We start from the raw sequence: 16,525 nt of genomic DNA, 5'->3' as shown, positions 1-16,525 counted from the left end.
GGCCTCTTCTGATACGTCCTTCAAGTGGTTTTTTCGCCATCGCCTCCTAGGCGAACACTCTGATCCGCAAAGCCACGTCCCTTACACAACGCCCGATTACCGCCGGCTTCGCCACCCCGTTGTCTCTCAAAGCCTCCAGCAGGGCGTCTACACTCTCTGGTGCCACAACAATGGCCAAGCCTCCAGAGGTTTGTGGGTCTAGCATCACGCTAAGACGAGTCGCAGCAACTTCCTCGGACACCTCTAAATGCGCGCCTAAATAGGCGCGATTCTCTCGCTCGCCCCGAGTCACATTGCCGGCAGCTGCTAAAGCCTCTACCTCTGGTAGGAGAGGAAGCGCCGAACTCTCCAGCTCCATGCCAACGCGACTTGCCCTTGCCATCTGGAACAGGTGCCCCAGCAATCCATAGCCCGTGATGTCGGTCGCCGCGTGCACCGGTAGGTCTGCACCTATTCCCAAAGAGCGCATGGCCGCTGCCGCTCCTCTGTTGAGCATGGCCATGCTTTGACAGGCCGCTTCGAGCACATCCGTTGGGCATTCGTCAAACTTAGCCGCCGTAGTGATGATTCCTGTCCCCAGTGGCTTGGTCAGCACAATAACATCCCCGGGACGCGCTCCGGCATTCGTGGCGATGTGTTCAGGATGTACCAGACCTGTAACGGCCATGCCAAACTTCGGCTCAGTGTCTTCCACACTATGCCCACCTAACAGCACTACCCCTGCCTCACGAGCCTTCTCTGCACCGGCCTCCAAGATGGCACGAAGCTCTTCGGCAGGGCGTTCCCGAACGGGATAACACAGAATATTGAGGGCCGTGATCGGCTCACCGCCCATCGCATAGACATCGGAAAGGGAGTTGGCTGCGGCGATAGCCCCAAACCAACGCGGGTCGTCCACGATCGGCGTAAAAAAGTCTACCGTCTGTACCAGCGCTGTTGTTTCGTTTAGCCGATAGACGCCGGCATCATCCGCCGTCTCGAACCCAACCAGCAGCGCTTGAGAGACGGATGGAGGCAGTTCGCGCAGCACCTGCGCGAGCTGGTCTGCCCCAATCTTGCTGGCTCAACCGGCACAACGCACCAGATGCGTCAGTCGTGTCCGCTGATCAATCGGCTCGCTCACAACCTCACCCCCTTTCTCGTTTGCCAATAGTTACGCAATCATCTTACCACTGAAAGCCCTAAAACCAAGACAAGGATGTCCGCCTCGTAGCCGTTGCCTAGGCCACAGGATCACATCGAAACCTCATTCGAACACATCTTTCCTTATCGCAGTTACCAGATTGGCGACTTTCAGCTATTTTGCGATCTCACTCCCCTCCGTTCACAGAGATCACACTCCTCTATTTTTTGCCCCAAAACCTACAAGAGGGCTTGCATGGCACGCATGTCTTGCGGTAGAATGATGGGGACGCTTACGAAAGTAGGCAGAAAAAGCGTGAACCTTTAAGTCGGTCCGGTGAGGCTGACAAGGGATGTGCGGTTTGTTCTATCCTACCTTGAAAACAACATCCGGCCAAAAGCTGGGTTAGGATTGACACAACACCCTCTCCGCCTCCCCCGGCCCCAGATCGCGGATGGTGGCATGCTGTGTCGTGCGCTCCGCCTCCGCAAGGAGAGATAGCCGTGGAGAGCGAACATCCAAAGACGGATGCCCAAAACAATCTACAAACGGTGCCCCTTATGGATGCCGATGACATCCGAAGGGCCCTTACCCGCGTTGCTCATGAGATCGTTGAGCGAAATCGAGGTGTTGAGAACCTCGTCCTCATTGGCATTCTCACCCGTGGTGCTCCCCTTGCTCAGCGCCTTTCGCGACTCCTTCAGCAGATAGAAGGAAGCTCTGTTCCTGTAGGTCGCCTTGACATTGGCCTCTACCGCGATGACTACGGCACAAACCCCAAAGGCCTGCCCGCCGTCGCCCCTTCCGATATACCGGTAGACCTAAATGAAAAGCGCGTCGTGCTTGTTGACGATGTGCTCTTCACGGGTCGAACCGTCCGTGCGGCACTCTCTGCTATCCTCGATCTGGGACGCCCGGCCTGCATCCAACTCGCTGTACTGCTTGATCGTGGGCATCGTGAACTGCCTATTCGCCCCGACTTCGTTGGCAAAAATGTGCCAACCGCACGGCACGAACATATCGCCGTGCACCTTAGCGAAACTGACGGCGAAGATCGTGTCCTCCTGCAAAGACAAGGGGTCTAGCAACAAAGGAAGGAACTTCTAGGGTATGCGTCATCTACTGACTCTGCGCGAAACATCGAAACAGGATATCCTGCATATCCTACAGACGGCTGCCAGCTTCAAAGAGATTTTGCAGCGCCCTGTTAAAAAGGTACCCACGCTGCGCGGCCGCGCTATGGTAACCCTCTTCTATGAAAACTCCACGCGTACCCGCACCTCTTTTGAAATGGCCGCCAAAATCATGAGCGCCGAAGCCATCAACATCGCCGTCGCCCAATCCTCGGTAGCGAAAGGGGAATCGCTCAAAGATACCTTGCTGACCCTCCAGTCTTTGAAGGCCGATTGCATTGTGATGCGCCACTACGCTGCCGGCGCCCCAGAATTTGCTGCAAAGCTCCTACAGATCCCCGTGGTGAATGCCGGTGATGGTCGCCATGAACATCCTACTCAAGCGTTGCTAGACCTTTTCACCATCCAGCACTACAAAGGCACCATTGAGGACTTAACCGTGGCCATCGTGGGGGATATCGCGCATAGCCGAGTCGCTCGCTCCAACATTTGGGGGCTTACAAAGCTCGGTGCTAAAGTGCGCCTTGTTGGCCCGCGAACCCTTATGCCAAAAGATGTCGATCGGCTTCCAGTCAGCGTTTATTACGACCTAAGTGCAGGGCTTGAAGGGGCCGATGTGGTGAATGTCCTCCGCATTCAGACGGAGCGTCAAGACCGTGGGCTTCTTCCAGGACTTCGTGAATACTCTCGGCTCTACGGTATCTCCGCCTCCACCCTGCGGTACGCAAAGCCGGATGTGCTTGTGCTGCACCCAGGCCCTATGAATCGAGGCGTTGAGATATCTGCCGAGGTCGCCGATGGCAAGTGCGGATTGCAATGTGCCGTAACCGAACAGGTGACCAACGGGATCGCCGTTCGCATGGCCGTGCTTTATCTACTGATGGGCGTGCCCCAATCTGAGGAGAGCTGAATTGAGAACGATTTTGGCCGGAGGGCGCATTCTCGACCCCTCTCAGAACCTCGATCGCGTGGGCGACCTTCTGATTGAAGACGGTCGCATTGTTGGTATTACCCCTCCAGGCGAAACCCGCCAAGCCGATGAGGTAATACCCGTGGATGGTCTTCTTGTAACCCCAGGACTTATAGATATCCACGTCCATCTGCGTGAGCCTGGCTTTGAATATAAAGAGGACATCGAAAGCGGAACGCGTGCCGCTGCCGCAGGTGGGTTCACTTCTGTCTGCTGCATGCCCAATACGAACCCAGCCATAGATAGCGCACCGGTTGTCCACTACATTCGTGAACGGGCAGAAAGATGTGGCTTGGCCAGGGTGTTCCCCATCGCGGCAGCCACTAAAGGCATGGAAGGAGGCCAACTAACCGAGATGGCCGATCTGAAGGCGGCCGGTGCCATCGCCATCTCCGACGACGCCTTCCCCATTCAAAGCGCCGAGACGATGCGGAGGGTGATGGAGTATTGTGCCATGCTCGACCTTCCGCTGCTGACCCATAATGAGGACAAATCGCTAACCGCCCACGGCGCCATGAACGAAGGCTACATCTCCACCGTGCTCGGCATTGCCGGCATGCCGCGGGTCGCCGAAGATATTGCGGTAGCTCGTAATATCCTCCTCTGTGAATATACCGGCTGCCGTCTTCACCTCCTGCACATCTCCTCGGCACGAACCGTTCAGATTCTGCGCCAGGCTAAAGCAAAAGGCTTGCCGGTTACCGGTGAGGCCTGCCCCCATCACTGGGCTCTCACCGAAGAGGCCTGCCTCGGCTACAACACCGACGCCAAAATGAACCCCCCTCTGCGTACCGCACAGGACTGCGAGGCGATTAAAGAGGCGTTGGCTGATGGTACCATAGACTGCATCGCTACAGACCATGCTCCGCATGCCGCTCACGAGAAAGAGACGGAGTTCGAAGCAGCTCCGTTCGGAATCGTTGGCCTTGAGACCGCCTTTGCCCTGGGCTATACCCATCTCGTGCTGTCTGGAAAACTCACCCTTAACGATCTCATCGCACGGCTAACCTACAACCCGGCGCGCATTCTGTCAATCCCACACAAGCTCGGCACGTTGCAACCAAATGCCCCTGCCGATGTGGCGGTGTTTGACCTCGATTGCGAATGGACGGTTGACCGCACAAAACTCCATTCAAAGTCAAAAAATACGCCGTTTCATGGAGCTACCGTGAAAGGGAAACCTCTTTTCACCCTGCTGAACGGCAGAAAAATAGAGGTGGATTCGCATGATTAGCAGAGCGCAAACGGTTTTTAGCGGAGGACCTATCCTTACGATGGAGCCGGAAAACCCCGTGGCAGAAGCTCTTGCGATCGGCTCCGATGGTCGCATTCTTGCCGTCGGAAGAGAATCGGAGGTTAAAATTCTCGCACGTTCCACCACCAAACAGATTGACCTCCAAGGGAAGGCCCTTCTTCCAGGCTTTTTCGACTGTCACATGCATATACTGCCTCTAGGACTTGCGCTCATGCAAGTAGACCTCTCTCCCTCGGTAGCCAAATCGACAGACGATATCGTTCGGCTCCTGCGCAAGCGTCTCGAAGAGCAGCCGGATGCACCATGCATTCTAGGTAATCGCTATGACCACAACCGTCTTACTCCGCCCGCACATCCCACACGGTACGATCTGGATAAGGTCTGTACCGATCGCCCGGTGCGCATCGAGCATACCTCTGGTCATGCGGCCGTCGTCAATAGCCACGCCCTCAAGCTTTTGAACATTACAAGGGAAACCCCAGACCCCATCGGGGGCACCATCGTACGCGACGCTAACGGCGAGCCAACCGGAGTGCTCCTTGAAACGGCCTCTTGGCAAAATCTTGACAAGATTATCCCTCCCCCCACGCGAGCACAGCAGCTTGAAGCGCTAAAACTTGCCAACCGTTACCTCGTTGAGCGCGGCATCACCTCTGCATCCGACGCCAATACGCTGCCTGAAGAGATCGAGGCTTACGTCCAAGCGGTGCACACCAAAGTACTGCAGGTACGTGTCAACGGCATGATCGCCTGGGCCGATGTCATGCGCTCCGCCAGAAACAACCCACCCGCTCCTCATGACTTTCACCATCCCGATATCAGCGGGCACCAGTTCCATATTGGGCAGGCAAAGCTCTTTTCTGACGGTGCCATCACCACCCGTACTTGCCGCCTATCGCAGCCCTTCCAAGACATGCCCGACAACTATGGTCTCTTCCTTCATCCACCTGAAGAGCTAGAAGCCTATATCCTGGCGGCTCACCAGAAGGGTTGGCAGATCGCCACTCACGCTATTGGCGATGCCGCCATAGATCTTGTCCTGCGCTGCTATGCTAAGGCGCAACGCGCCCACCCGCGCCCACGCCCTGGTCACCGAATAGAGCACTGCATGCTCCTCAACACCGATCTGATCGCTCGTCTGAGGCGCCAACGGATCTGGTCTATCGGTCAGCCGGAATTTCTTTCACAGCTCGGCGATGCCTATATCGCCGCTCTAGGGATGGAACGAGCCAATGCGCTCTCCCCCTATGCAACGCTCGAAGCCCAAGGAGTGGCACAAGCTTTCAGCTCAGATTGCCCTGTCGTTCCCGGCGCTCCTCTCGATGGCATACATGCTGCCATGGAACGCAAAACTCCTTCCGGCCTCGTTCTCAATGAACAAGAGAGGGTCCCGGTCGAAGTCGCCCTTTACGCCTATACCGCTAGCCCTGCCTACGCGACCCGCACCGATGATGATCGCGGTACTCTCTCTGCCGGGAAATGGGCCGATTTCGTTATTCTTTCTGAAAACCCCATGAAAGTTCCTCTTTCGGAATGGGAACGCCTCAATGTCGTAGCCACTTTTATACAGGGAGAGCGTGTCTATGGAGAGCTATCTTAGAAAAGGAATATTGAAGGAAAGAAAGCTATGAGTAAAGCGATACTTGTTCTTGAGGATGGAACCGTTTTTGAAGGCGAATCGTTGGGAGCATGTGGATACACCACAGGCGAGGTCGTTTTTAATACCGGCATGACCGGTTATCAGGAGATCCTTACCGATCCCTCCTATGCCAATCAGATCGTCACTCTCACCTACCCGCTCATCGGTAACTACGGCATCAATCCCGACGACTTCGAGTCGCGGAAGGTGCAGGTAAGCGGCCTTGTGGTGCGTGAGGTATCCGAAACGCCAAGCAACTGGCGCGCCGAGTGGAATCTTCACGATTTTCTTAAGGAGCGCGGGATCGTTGCCATCTCCAAAGTAGATACGCGCGCGCTTACACGCACCTTGCGCATCCGTGGAGTCATGATGGGCACTATCTCCACCGAGGAGACTCCTCAACAAGCCCTTGAACGTCTGCGTTCAGCGCCACGCTACGAATCGGCAGACCTCACCCGACTTGTCACCACCGAACAACCCTATCGGTGGTACCCAGGAGATAAGGCGCCAACTCCTATCGCTTCCCCTAAAACTTCGCACGAAGCGCGATGGCGCCTTGCCCTTATAGATTGCGGCGTAAAATTCAATATCTTGCGCAGCTTGGCCGCACTGAATTGTCAGGTTACCGTCTACCCCTGCACGGCTACTGCATCGGAGATTCTCCGAGAGAATCCCGACGGCATTGTTCTCTCGCCCGGCCCTGGCGACCCGGCACACCTCGGCTATATTGTGAACACCGTTCGCGCTCTGGTCGAACGCAAACCGATCATGGGGGTCTGCCTTGGCAACCAACTGCTAGGGTATGCCTTCGGCAGTCGAACCTTCAAGCTCAAGTTCGGGCACCGCGGCAGCAACCATCCTGTGAAAGACCTACAAAGCGGGCGCGTCTACATCACGTCTCAAAACCACGGATATGCCGTTGATCCCGATAAACTGCGCGATGGGATGGAAGTTGCCCAGATCAACCTTAACGACGGCACGGTTGAGGGGCTGCGTCATCGAGAGCTACCCATCTTCTCGATCCAGTATCACCCTGAAGCCTCTCCTGGGCCTAACGATAGCGCGAATCTCTTTCATAGGTTCATTGAGATTCTTGAGCAGGTAGAGGCGAAGAAATGAAGATCTTTAACCACGACAGCGATCGGGCAACACCAAGTGCCAACATTCAAGAGTTACCGCTGAAAAACAGAAATCGCTACTATTTTTCGCTCTTTCTTCTGCTTGTGCTTGGCTACACGGCCCTGGCCTTCACTACAGGCTACATCCCTTCCAGCTCTATGGAACCCCTGTTGAAGCCAGGCGACCATGTGCTGCTTATGCGAGCGTGGGCTGCTTACCCCTTTGGCATCCTCCCCTCCCGTGGGGATGTGGTGACCTTCCACTTTACAAAAGCGGCTCAAGAACGAGATGCTGCCAATTTTCCTGGCACCGACGCCACCTCCATTAAAAGCGGGGAGATCCTTATCAAGCGAATCGTGGCTTTGCCAGGAGAAACCGTGCAGATACTTGGCAATACCGTCTACATCAACGGCAAGCCGCTACATGAAAACTATACAACCATTCCGGTTAACAACCCAAACCTCTACTACCCCTACGCCGTCCTTCAACCACTAACAGTGCCATCCGACTGCGTCTTTGTCTTAGGAGATAACCGCAATAATAGCGACGATAGCCGCTTTTGGGGGCCACTGCATATCCGTGACATTACCGCCAAGTACGTCCTGACCCTCTATCATACCAAACCACCAAAAGATTCAGAGAGTCAATGAAGCCAAGCCAACAACATACAACAGACGTACCGACAGGGAAAGCCATTATCTTTAAATAATCGGCGAAACGTCCTTCCTTTCCTAGCTCTGCTTGGTCTCTTATTTGCAGTACGGCTCTACGCTTTAGACAGCGATGCATATCCTCGCCTCTCCTGGAGCAGCGCCCTCCTCACCGATGAAGGCTTCTACCTCCATAACGCCAGAAACCAACTCCTCTTCCATCACCCCATCACCGATGACTTCAATAATGAGCTCATCATGCCCTACCTCCACTACGCCCAAATCGCTACCTTCCACCTCCTCGGTACCGGCCTCCTCCAAGACCGCCTCCTCAGCGTCCTTTTCTCCCTCCTGACCCTCCCCCTCCTCTTCTTCCCAACCCAACGCCTCTTCGATACCCCTACCGCCCTCCTCGCTACCCTCCTGTGGGGACTGAGCCATGCCAACTTCCTCTACAACCGCCTCGCCCTCATGACACTCGGCGGAGCTTTCTTCCTTAGCTTAGGGTGGGCGTTGTGGGTGGAAGGACTGCTCGCGGCAGAGAGAGGTCGAGGCGGGGTGTGGATGGGGCTGAGTGGGTTGGTGTTGGGAGCGGTGTATGGGGTTCGAGGGCTTGGGGCGCTGGTGTGGGGGGTGCCGTTGGGGGTGTTGGGATGGACAAGACGATGGCGCTTGTTGGGCTGGTGGAGTGGAGGGTTCCTCGCTTCCCTCCTCTTCTATCTCCTCTGGTGGTATCTCCCACATGCTAAACAGATCCAACATATGAACCGCTACTATCTTAACCATCAGCTACTTCCTCATAGCCTGTGGGCATTACGTGAGAATATATTGGTAAATCTCTTTGGCCATCATCGAGGTATTGCTCCTTATCTCTTCCTTCATCTGCCCGTCGAGACGCTGCTGGTGCTTCTTCTTAGCGCAGCTCTGCTCATAAAAAAGGAACGGTGGTTCCAGGCACCCCAAACCGATGGGCTTGCTTTTCTCTTCGGCTGGCTAACAGTCTTCGTCCTCTTCTGTATCATTTCAAGCTATGCGCCCTCTCGTTACTATGTGCTGTTCTACCCAGCTCTCGCCGTGCTGGCCGCCGTGGCATTACAAAGGTTTCCTCTCGTATTCCGCACGGTAGCTACGCATCGCCCGTCGCGAAGTCTGCTGACAGGCTATGTAGGGTTTCAAATCGGTCGTCTGCTCAATCTGCCAGGGCGATTTGAAGATGGCATCCCGTTTCTTTTGGGGCTGTGTTGCGGTGGGCTCGCGTTTCTACTTATGCCGCCTCCAAAGCTGCTGACCCAGCCCTCGCTGAACATGCTTCGCGCTCTATGTATTGGGGTGTGGATATTTTTCCAAATTGCCTGGACAACCGATTGGCTGACCCATTTAAGCTATACCCAAAAACAGACGAGCCTTCAGCTAGCGTCGATGCTTCCTAAAAACAGCGTGTTGTTTGGCGATGCGGCTCCTGGGCTCTGCCTGTTCAATCGTTTTGTGAACGTGCCGGTACTGCCAGGTCTCTGCAACGATCGCGATCCACTAGCACACTACCGATCACATCCACGCTATCTCGCTCTGCTCGACGGGCGACGTAACCTACAATGGTGGCGTCGTAGATATCCTACGATATTTCAACAGAAGCCTTTACTACATTGCAAAGTTGTGGGCTTCGGCGTCGTTGTCTACGCTGTGCCCACCTCCATAGAGTAAGTCACAGAGAGGTACTATGCCAAAAGATAAGTCATTAAAGAAGGTAATGGTCATCGGCTCCGGCCCCATCGTCATTGGGCAAGCCGCTGAGTTTGACTATGCCGGCTCCCAAGCCTGTCGTGCTCTGCGTGAAGAGGGCATTTCGGTGGTGCTCATCAACTCCAACCCCGCCACCATCATGACCGACTCGGATATGGCCGACCGGGTCTATATTGAGCCGCTCAACGTCGAATTCGCCACACGTGTTATCGAACGCGAACGCCCTGACGGGCTGCTCCCCACCCTCGGAGGTCAAACCGGCCTCAATCTAGCTACCCAGCTTGCCGAAGCCGGTATTCTGGAAAAATATGGGGTTCGCCTTCTCGGAACACCCCTTGAGGCCATTCGAAAGGCGGAAGACCGCGAGGAGTTCCGCAACCTCATGCGGGCTATTGGGGAACCGGTTCCCGAGTCGTGGATCATCACCGACGAAGACCAGCTATCCGAGCCTATTTCAGCAGGAATCTGGCCGCTTATCGTGCGACCAGCCTACACGCTCGGCGGCACAGGAGGAGGCATTGCCCACAACGAAGAGGAGCTTTACGAGATCGCTCATCGAGGGCTTTCTCTCTCTATGCGCCATCAGGTCATGGTAGAGCGATACCTCAACGGGTGGAAAGAGATCGAATATGAGGTCATGCGCGATGCCAACGACACGGCCATCACGGTCTGCAACATGGAGAACATAGACCCCATGGGCGTGCACACGGGTGACAGCATCGTTGTGGCTCCTTCCCAGACGCTTACGGATAAAGAGTACCAGATGCTGCGCTCGGCCTCTCTCAAAATCATTCGTGCGTTGGGCATCGAAGGCGGATGTAACGTACAGCTAGCCCTCGATCCCAAATCGTTCGCCTACTATGTCATCGAGGTAAACCCACGTGTCTCTCGCTCCTCTGCACTGGCTTCTAAAGCTACGGGCTACCCCATTGCCAGAGTGGCCGCCAAAATCGCGATAGGGCTGCATCTCGATGAGATCGAAAATGCGGTCACCCGTAAAACTTTGGCCTGTTTTGAGCCGGCGCTCGACTACTGTGTGGTCAAAATCCCACGCTGGCCTTTCGACAAGTTCGTCTTGGCCGACCGACGTATCACAACCCAGATGAAGGCCACCGGTGAGGTTATGGCTATAGACCGCTCCTTTGAGGCAGCCTTGATGAAGGCTATTCGCTCTCTAGAGATCGGCATCTACGGCCTCACCAACCGAAAATCACATCTGTTAAGCGATATTGAACTGGAGGAGGCTATTCGTGTCCCCAATGACGAACGCCTATGGGCGATCACTGAAGGCTTCCGTCGCGGTATGTTGGTGGAAGAGATCCATGCGTTGAGTCATATTGACCCCTGGTTCCTGAGAAAGATTGAGGGGCTGGTGAAATTGGAGACAAAACTACGACTTAACGCACGCGCTATCGCGCGACTGGCTCTACAGGAAGAGGACTTGGGCAATGAGCCAACAAACTATCCCCTCGTCACCCGCCTCTTGCGAGAAGCAAAACATGCCGGCTTTCCCGATAGGGTCATTGCTGAGTTTGCGGAGATCCCAGAGGCGAAACTTCGCGCTCTTCGTAAACGTCTAGGTATCCAACCGGTCTATAAAATGGTAGATACCTGTGCCGCCGAGTTTGAGGCGGCCACCCCCTATTTCTACTCCTGCTACGACCAGGAGGATGAGGCTTTGGTGGAGACAACTCATGGCTCATGAAAAATACGTATTGGCCACCGGCGACACGGCCATCGAACGACTAAAGGTGGTCGAGGCCACCCACGGCCCCGACACCCAGGCCTTTCTTAAGCGTGCAGGCCTTCGAGAGGGCCTGCATGTGGCCGACATTGGGTGCGGTGTAGGGATCGTCTCCCAGTGGATCGCCCTCCAAGTGGGCTCTAGCGGCTCGGTTATCGGCGTAGATGCGAGTGCCGAGCAGACACAGACGGCCACACAGCTAGCCCAAAAGGCCGGTCTTACGAACCTCCGGTTTCATACGGCCTCAGCCTATGCCACAGGACTGCCCTATGGCACCTTTGACATGGTTTTTTGCCGCTTCTTGCTCATGCACCTTGCCCATCCTCAACGGGCGCTTCGCGAGATGGCTTCGTTGCTGAAACCAGGAGGTGTCCTGGCTGTTGAAGATGGTGATTTCACGGCGGTTTTCTGTTGGCCTCCTTCGCCCGCCTATGAACGCTGCTTCGAACTCTACCGGGCTGCCGGCGCTCAACAAGGAGCAGACTTCACCATCGGCCGCAAGCTCTTCTCCTTGGTTCGTGACCTCGGGCTTCACTCGGTTCAGGTGAACCTTGCTCAGCCCATCTTCGCAGAAGGCGCGCAAAAGCTTCTCCCAGGGTGGACAATCGAAGAGGCTACCGAGAACCTGGTAGCCGCTGGCCTTGCGACCAGAGAGGAGATTAACGATATCTGTCAGCAGCTGCGGAGAATGGCCAACGACGAAAGCGTCGTTTTTGGAATGGCGCGTATGATGCAGGTGTGGGGCACGAAATAGACATAAAAAGCCAAAGGTTACAGCACGCCATGCAGATCGGCTTAAAGGACATAGATAAAGAGATTGCAACCCAACTGGCTGCACGGCTTGAAGTGGCGCCGGGGAGCTATCTGCTGGATAACATCGCCTGGAAAGGAACCCTGCCGTTCCACTTTACCTGGTCGGCCGTCTCCGGCCCTCGATGGATTCAAAAACGCCCCCCTACACCCGTAGAGGCGAAAGCCTACACCAGCTACCTGAAACGCCGTCGTCGCCAAAGAAACCGTAAGCTTTACCTTACGGCAGGCATCGGCTTTCTTGCTCTACTCCTTTTGACGACCTACATCGTTTATGGATTTGTGTTCCCTGCGCCCGTCTTCCTTCAAATGCTATGGTTCCTCATCCTGTTCTGCGTTCTGGGCTGTGGCATAGGTGCTCTACGCCAACGCTTGGTGCCGCTCGACAATACCATTCCTCCCGAGGAATTGGCGGCAGCTCTCCCTCTCCTCCATCTCTCTGAGGCAGAGCGAGCCTATGGCGATATTCTGCTCCTCCTCGCCCAAACGTCTCCTTCCGAGCCGGAACAGGAGCGCGAACTTCGCTCGACGCTGAACCACCTTAGCCGCCTGTTGGAATCGAAACGACAACTTGAAACTATTCGCCAAAACCTCCTTAAGCTTCATCAAGAAGAGAACCTCCAAAGGCTATCCGAGGAGTACGCCGAACTGGCCCTCCAACGGGATGCAGCGACCGATCCCGCGGCACGTGCCACCTTTGAGCATTCTATGCAGCTCTGCCTGGAACGCATCGAAGGGCTGCGCGCGCTGCAGCGCAACCTCGAGCGCCTTTCAGCGCAGCAAAAGGCCATCGAACAGACGATTTTAGCGGCCCGCAATGCCCTTGTGCGCCTCCAATCGGTGCCGCGTTACGAACCGCAGCTACAAAGCGCCTCGAATGAGCTTTATGACACCATCGCACAGGTGCGCCAAAGAGCACAGGCGACCGAGCAGGCCGTCATCGAACTGCTTCATATGAACTGATTTTGAAAGGATGGTGAAGAGTACACACTATGCTGAATAGCAAACCGATGAAAGTTGCCGTCATTGGCTCCGGCCCCATTCGCATCGGGCAGGGCATCGAATTTGACTACTGTTCCGTTCATTGCATCTGGGCCCTCCGCGAACTCGGCCATATGGCCATCATCGTGAATAACAACCCCGAAACCGTCTCCACTGACTTCGATACCTCCGACCGACTGTTTTTTGAGCCGCTCACACTGGAGGACGTTCTCAACGTCCTCGAACATGAAGAGGTGGATGGAGTTATCGTGCAGTTTGGCGGCCAAACGGCCATTAATCTGGCTCGTCCCCTCCATGAAGCCGGTGTTTCCATTCTAGGCACCTCACCCGACTCCATTGACCTCGCCGAAGACCGCGACCGATTCGAGAAGGTTCTGACCGAGCTTGGCATTCCAAAACCACCTGGGCGCGCTGTCACCAGCATTTCGGCAGCGCTGGAGGTGGCAGAAGAGATCGGTTACCCCGTTCTCGTACGCCCCAGCTATGTGCTTGGAGGGCGCGCAATGGAGATCGTGTACAACCGCGCGGAACTTGAGCAATACATGAACTATGTAGTGGATGTCTCACCTCGTGCTCCCATTCTTGTGGACAAATATATTCTTGGGCGCGAGGTGGAAGTGGACGTTATTGGAGACGGTGAGGAGTGCCTTATTCCTGGCATTATGGAGCATATCGAACGCGCCGGCGTTCACTCTGGCGATAGTATGGCTGTATATCCTCCTCAGACCCTTTCCAAGCACGTTATCTCTCAGGTAGTTGAGACCTCCACGCTCTTGGCAAAGCGACTCGAGGTGCGAGGTCTTATGAACATTCAGTTTGTGGTGGATAACGAGACCGATACAGCCCAAGTTCTCGAGGTAAACCCGCGCTCCTCCCGCACCGTTCCCTATCTTAGCAAAATAACGGGCATTCCAATGGTAAAAGTGGCGACGCGAGCCATATTCGGATATACCCTTCGCGATCAGGGCTATCAGCCGGGTCTCTACCCTGAATCGCCATCCATTGCCGTAAAAGCCCCCGTCTTTTCCTTCCTTAAACTTACTCAGGTGGATATCAACCTCGGCCCAGAGATGAAATCCACCGGAGAGATCATGGGCATCGCGCGCGACTATCCTCAAGCGCTTTACAAGGCCCTCATCGCATCGGGAATCGGCGTACCCCGAGGCGGCAGCCTCATTGTTACGGTTGCCGATGCCGATAAGGCCGAGAGTGTACCCATTGTACGAGAGTTCGAAGAGCTCGGCTTTCGCATCTTTGCCACGGAGGGCACAGCCCGCTTCCTTAATCAACATGGCATTCGGGCAAACGTCGTCAAAAAGCTCCATGAGGGAGAGGGCAACATTGTAGACCTTATTCGCAGCGGTCAGATCGCGCTGCTCATCAACACACTTTCAAGCGATCGTCGCATTGAGCGTGAGGCCGCCCGCATACGTCGCGCGAGCGTGGAGGCCGGTGTACCTTGTCTAACCAGCCTGGACACAGCTCGCGCCCTGCTCGTCGCTCTCAAAGCCCGCCGCTCCGGCACTCCAGAAGTCGCCACCATAACGGAATACCTTCAACCCATCTAGACAGGGGTCTATAAACCGCGCCTCCCTATTCAAGAGGCTATACCAGCCAGTCCAACGTGGGCAGGTGCTTACCTGCCCAACTTTCACTTTTCGTGGAAGCCTCCTAGCAAAGAGCACCTCAATAGATGGCTTTGCTTCATCGTGCATTTCCTCGCCATTCAGAGCATCGTTGCCATTTTTCCGCCAAACCTTGCGGCACCCTTGGTTCAGCAAAAAGCGGATCTTATAGTGACTTCCAGACGGTTTTAGGTGTTATTATAGATGAAGGTGCAAAGAACCCGATAACCTTCTAGTAGTTTGGCCTTGGCCCTTTTTGTATCGTTCATAATGTTTACCTTGGAGACAGGACACACCAAGGAATAAGTCCTAAGAGCACAGGAGAGCAAAGTGATTCAAACTCCTTTTGCGCTGCGCACAAAACAACCGGATTCGGCAGACTCCACAGGACAGCTGGGCGGCTTGGTCTTTGTGTTGATCGTCGGGTTCTTCCTACCTGCGGCGTTGCTGCCCCTTCACTTTGTGAGATATCCAACATTTGAACTGGATGGTTACCCCTTTACCCTGATACCCCACGCGGCTTGGGGGCTTTGTCTCCTCGGAAGTGTTGCCCTCCTTGCGTGGTACTCGCGTGCCCGATCGGCGAAACTGGGGCTAGTAAATGCCTCGGCTATCTGTTTCTGCATCTATGTGCTCCTACTTTGTTCAACCTTCTCGTCTTTTCTCGCGGGCTGGTCGCTCTTCTTTCTCTCCCAGTGTTTGCAGGGCCGCGAACGTCAGCTGACACTGACAACCCTTAAGGTGCTGCTAGCACTGCATGTGGTGATCGCCTATCTCGCCTATGCCTTGCACTTTCATCAGTTCCACTCCCCCTATGTGGGCTATCGCGCCTCCGGCCTTTATGGCAACCCCTTTGATCTGACCCCGCACATGCTTGTGTTCTTCTTTATCCTGTTAGCGGAGCTGTTGCAACATCCCCTGTCGTGGCGGACGCCTTGGCGATTGAACGCACCCTTTTTTGTGCTGGTGCTCCTTCTCTTAACCTACACCCGCGGTTGTTATGTTGGATTGGCCGCTGGCCTAGGTTGCATCGCCCTTTTTCAAAGTCGCCCACGACGCTACGTGTTGATCCTCTCCGCAGCCGTGCTGATCATAGGCTGTTTTTGGCTGCGCAGCGATAAACATATCTCCACGCAGCTGCTTCAGCACGATAACTCTACAAGAACGCGAATCTCAGACTGGTTCAGCGGGCTCGAATCCTCGCTCTCCAACTATCCCTGGCTTGGCGCTAACGCGCTCGTTCATCCCTCAGACCTCTCTAACGGGGCGGGCATTCATACCCTCATCTCTAGGGCTTACGACCGGTGGCTTGAAGAGGGCACGCAACAGTTCTCCTACAATTATAATATTATAGTAGATTATAATCTTTGCATCGGTTTCCTCCACGGCTATGGCGCGGTTGGATTGACGCTTTTTCTACTGCTCGTTCTCGCCCTTTTCTACTGGCTATGCCGACAGCTCCAATCGCCCGATCTGCCACCAACTCAAAACGGTCTCGTTGTCGCAACACTAGGCGCATGGACGGCCTTGATAGTTACGGGCCTCTTCGACCCCAGTGTGTTTCTCGACGTCGAGCTATACGCCGGCCTAATCTCTCTGCTCCTTCTAACAGGTTTGGCGCTAGGCAGGCGCTTCGATGTCATCGTGTCAAAATCGCCTCCAGCAGTGTGACCCTGCGCCGCTATCAGGTGTCTTTATAAATGAGATCACCGCTA

12 protein-coding genes and 2 pseudogenes are annotated in these 16,525 nt (G+C 55.1%); 12 read left to right on the top strand and 2 right to left on the bottom strand.

The features are described 5' to 3' along the window. Positions 1-46 precede the first annotated feature (46 nt). Positions 47-1,111 (bottom strand): selenide, water dikinase SelD, encoded by a 1,065-nt coding sequence (gene selD, locus CCALI_RS00580; protein WP_269431618.1) that lies wholly within the window; start codon positions 1,109-1,111, stop codon positions 47-49. A gap of 515 nt (positions 1,112-1,626) precedes the next feature. Between selD and pyrR the strand changes: the two genes are divergently transcribed. From pyrR to lepB, 6 genes are read left to right on the top strand one after another with little or no spacing between them, the layout of a single operon-like run. After that, entirely contained in the window at positions 1,627-2,208 is a 582-nt protein-coding gene (gene pyrR, locus CCALI_RS00575) for a bifunctional pyr operon transcriptional regulator/uracil phosphoribosyltransferase PyrR (protein ID WP_016481521.1), read from the top strand. A gap of 25 nt (positions 2,209-2,233) precedes the next feature. Beyond that, complete coding sequence (locus tag CCALI_RS00570; RefSeq protein WP_016481520.1) at positions 2,234-3,166, top strand: aspartate carbamoyltransferase catalytic subunit; 933 nt, start codon at positions 2,234-2,236, stop codon at positions 3,164-3,166. A gap of 1 nt (position 3,167) precedes the next feature. After that, positions 3,168-4,460, top strand: coding sequence for a dihydroorotase (locus tag CCALI_RS00565; protein ID WP_016481519.1), 1,293 nt, complete (start codon positions 3,168-3,170; stop codon positions 4,458-4,460). Then, complete coding sequence (locus tag CCALI_RS00560; protein ID WP_016481518.1) at positions 4,453-6,081, top strand: amidohydrolase; 1,629 nt, start codon at positions 4,453-4,455, stop codon at positions 6,079-6,081. Before CCALI_RS00565 ends, CCALI_RS00560 begins: the two co-directional genes overlap by 8 nt. 27 nt (positions 6,082-6,108) lie before the next feature. Next, on the top strand, positions 6,109-7,239 hold the full coding sequence (gene carA / locus CCALI_RS00555; protein ID WP_016481517.1) for a glutamine-hydrolyzing carbamoyl-phosphate synthase small subunit: 1,131 nt from the start codon (positions 6,109-6,111) through the stop codon (positions 7,237-7,239). Next, the gene (gene lepB / locus CCALI_RS00550) at positions 7,236-7,889 is read left to right on the top strand and encodes a signal peptidase I (RefSeq protein WP_016481516.1); all 654 of its coding nucleotides are present in this window, start codon (positions 7,236-7,238) and stop codon (positions 7,887-7,889) included. The genes carA and lepB overlap by 4 nt, the downstream gene beginning before the upstream one ends. 123 nt (positions 7,890-8,012) lie before the next feature. Here the strand turns inward: lepB and CCALI_RS16805 are convergent, their stop codons facing one another. Beyond that, positions 8,013-8,330, bottom strand: a complete 318-nt coding sequence (locus CCALI_RS16805; protein ID WP_016481811.1) for a hypothetical protein — start codon at positions 8,328-8,330, stop codon at positions 8,013-8,015. 78 nt (positions 8,331-8,408) lie between these two features. On the opposite strand from CCALI_RS16805, the gene CCALI_RS00540 reads away from it, so the two are divergent. The 6 genes and pseudogenes from CCALI_RS00540 (at position 8,409) to CCALI_RS00515 (ending at position 16,481) form a co-directional block, all read left to right on the top strand. Continuing rightward, positions 8,409-9,590: a hypothetical protein gene (locus CCALI_RS00540; protein ID WP_156412888.1), complete on the top strand. Its 1,182-nt coding sequence runs from the start codon at positions 8,409-8,411 to the stop codon at positions 9,588-9,590. Between the two features lie 16 nt (positions 9,591-9,606). Continuing rightward, positions 9,607-11,307, top strand: a pseudogene (carB, locus tag CCALI_RS00535) (carbamoyl-phosphate synthase large subunit); the annotation flags it as partial. Between the two features lie 16 nt (positions 11,308-11,323). Next, positions 11,324-12,127, top strand: coding sequence for a class I SAM-dependent methyltransferase (locus tag CCALI_RS00530; RefSeq protein WP_016481512.1), 804 nt, complete (start codon positions 11,324-11,326; stop codon positions 12,125-12,127). 29 nt (positions 12,128-12,156) lie between these two features. Continuing rightward, a complete protein-coding gene (locus CCALI_RS00525; protein ID WP_016481511.1) occupies positions 12,157-13,146 on the top strand; it encodes a hypothetical protein in 990 nt (329 codons plus the stop codon). Between the two features lie 50 nt (positions 13,147-13,196). Continuing rightward, positions 13,197-14,753, top strand: a pseudogene (gene carB / locus CCALI_RS00520) (carbamoyl-phosphate synthase large subunit); the annotation flags it as partial. A 387-nt stretch (positions 14,754-15,140) separates the two neighbouring features. After that, positions 15,141-16,481 carry an O-antigen ligase like membrane protein gene (locus CCALI_RS00515; protein ID WP_016481509.1) on the top strand — a complete coding sequence of 447 codons (1,341 nt, stop codon included), beginning with the start codon at positions 15,141-15,143 and terminating at the stop codon, positions 16,479-16,481. Positions 16,482-16,525 lie beyond the last annotated feature (44 nt).

It is taken from the genome of Chthonomonas calidirosea T49, assembly GCF_000427095.1.
Lineage (GTDB): Bacteria > Armatimonadota > Chthonomonadetes > Chthonomonadales > Chthonomonadaceae > Chthonomonas > Chthonomonas calidirosea.
This window is presented reverse-complemented; position numbering and strand designations above follow the sequence as displayed.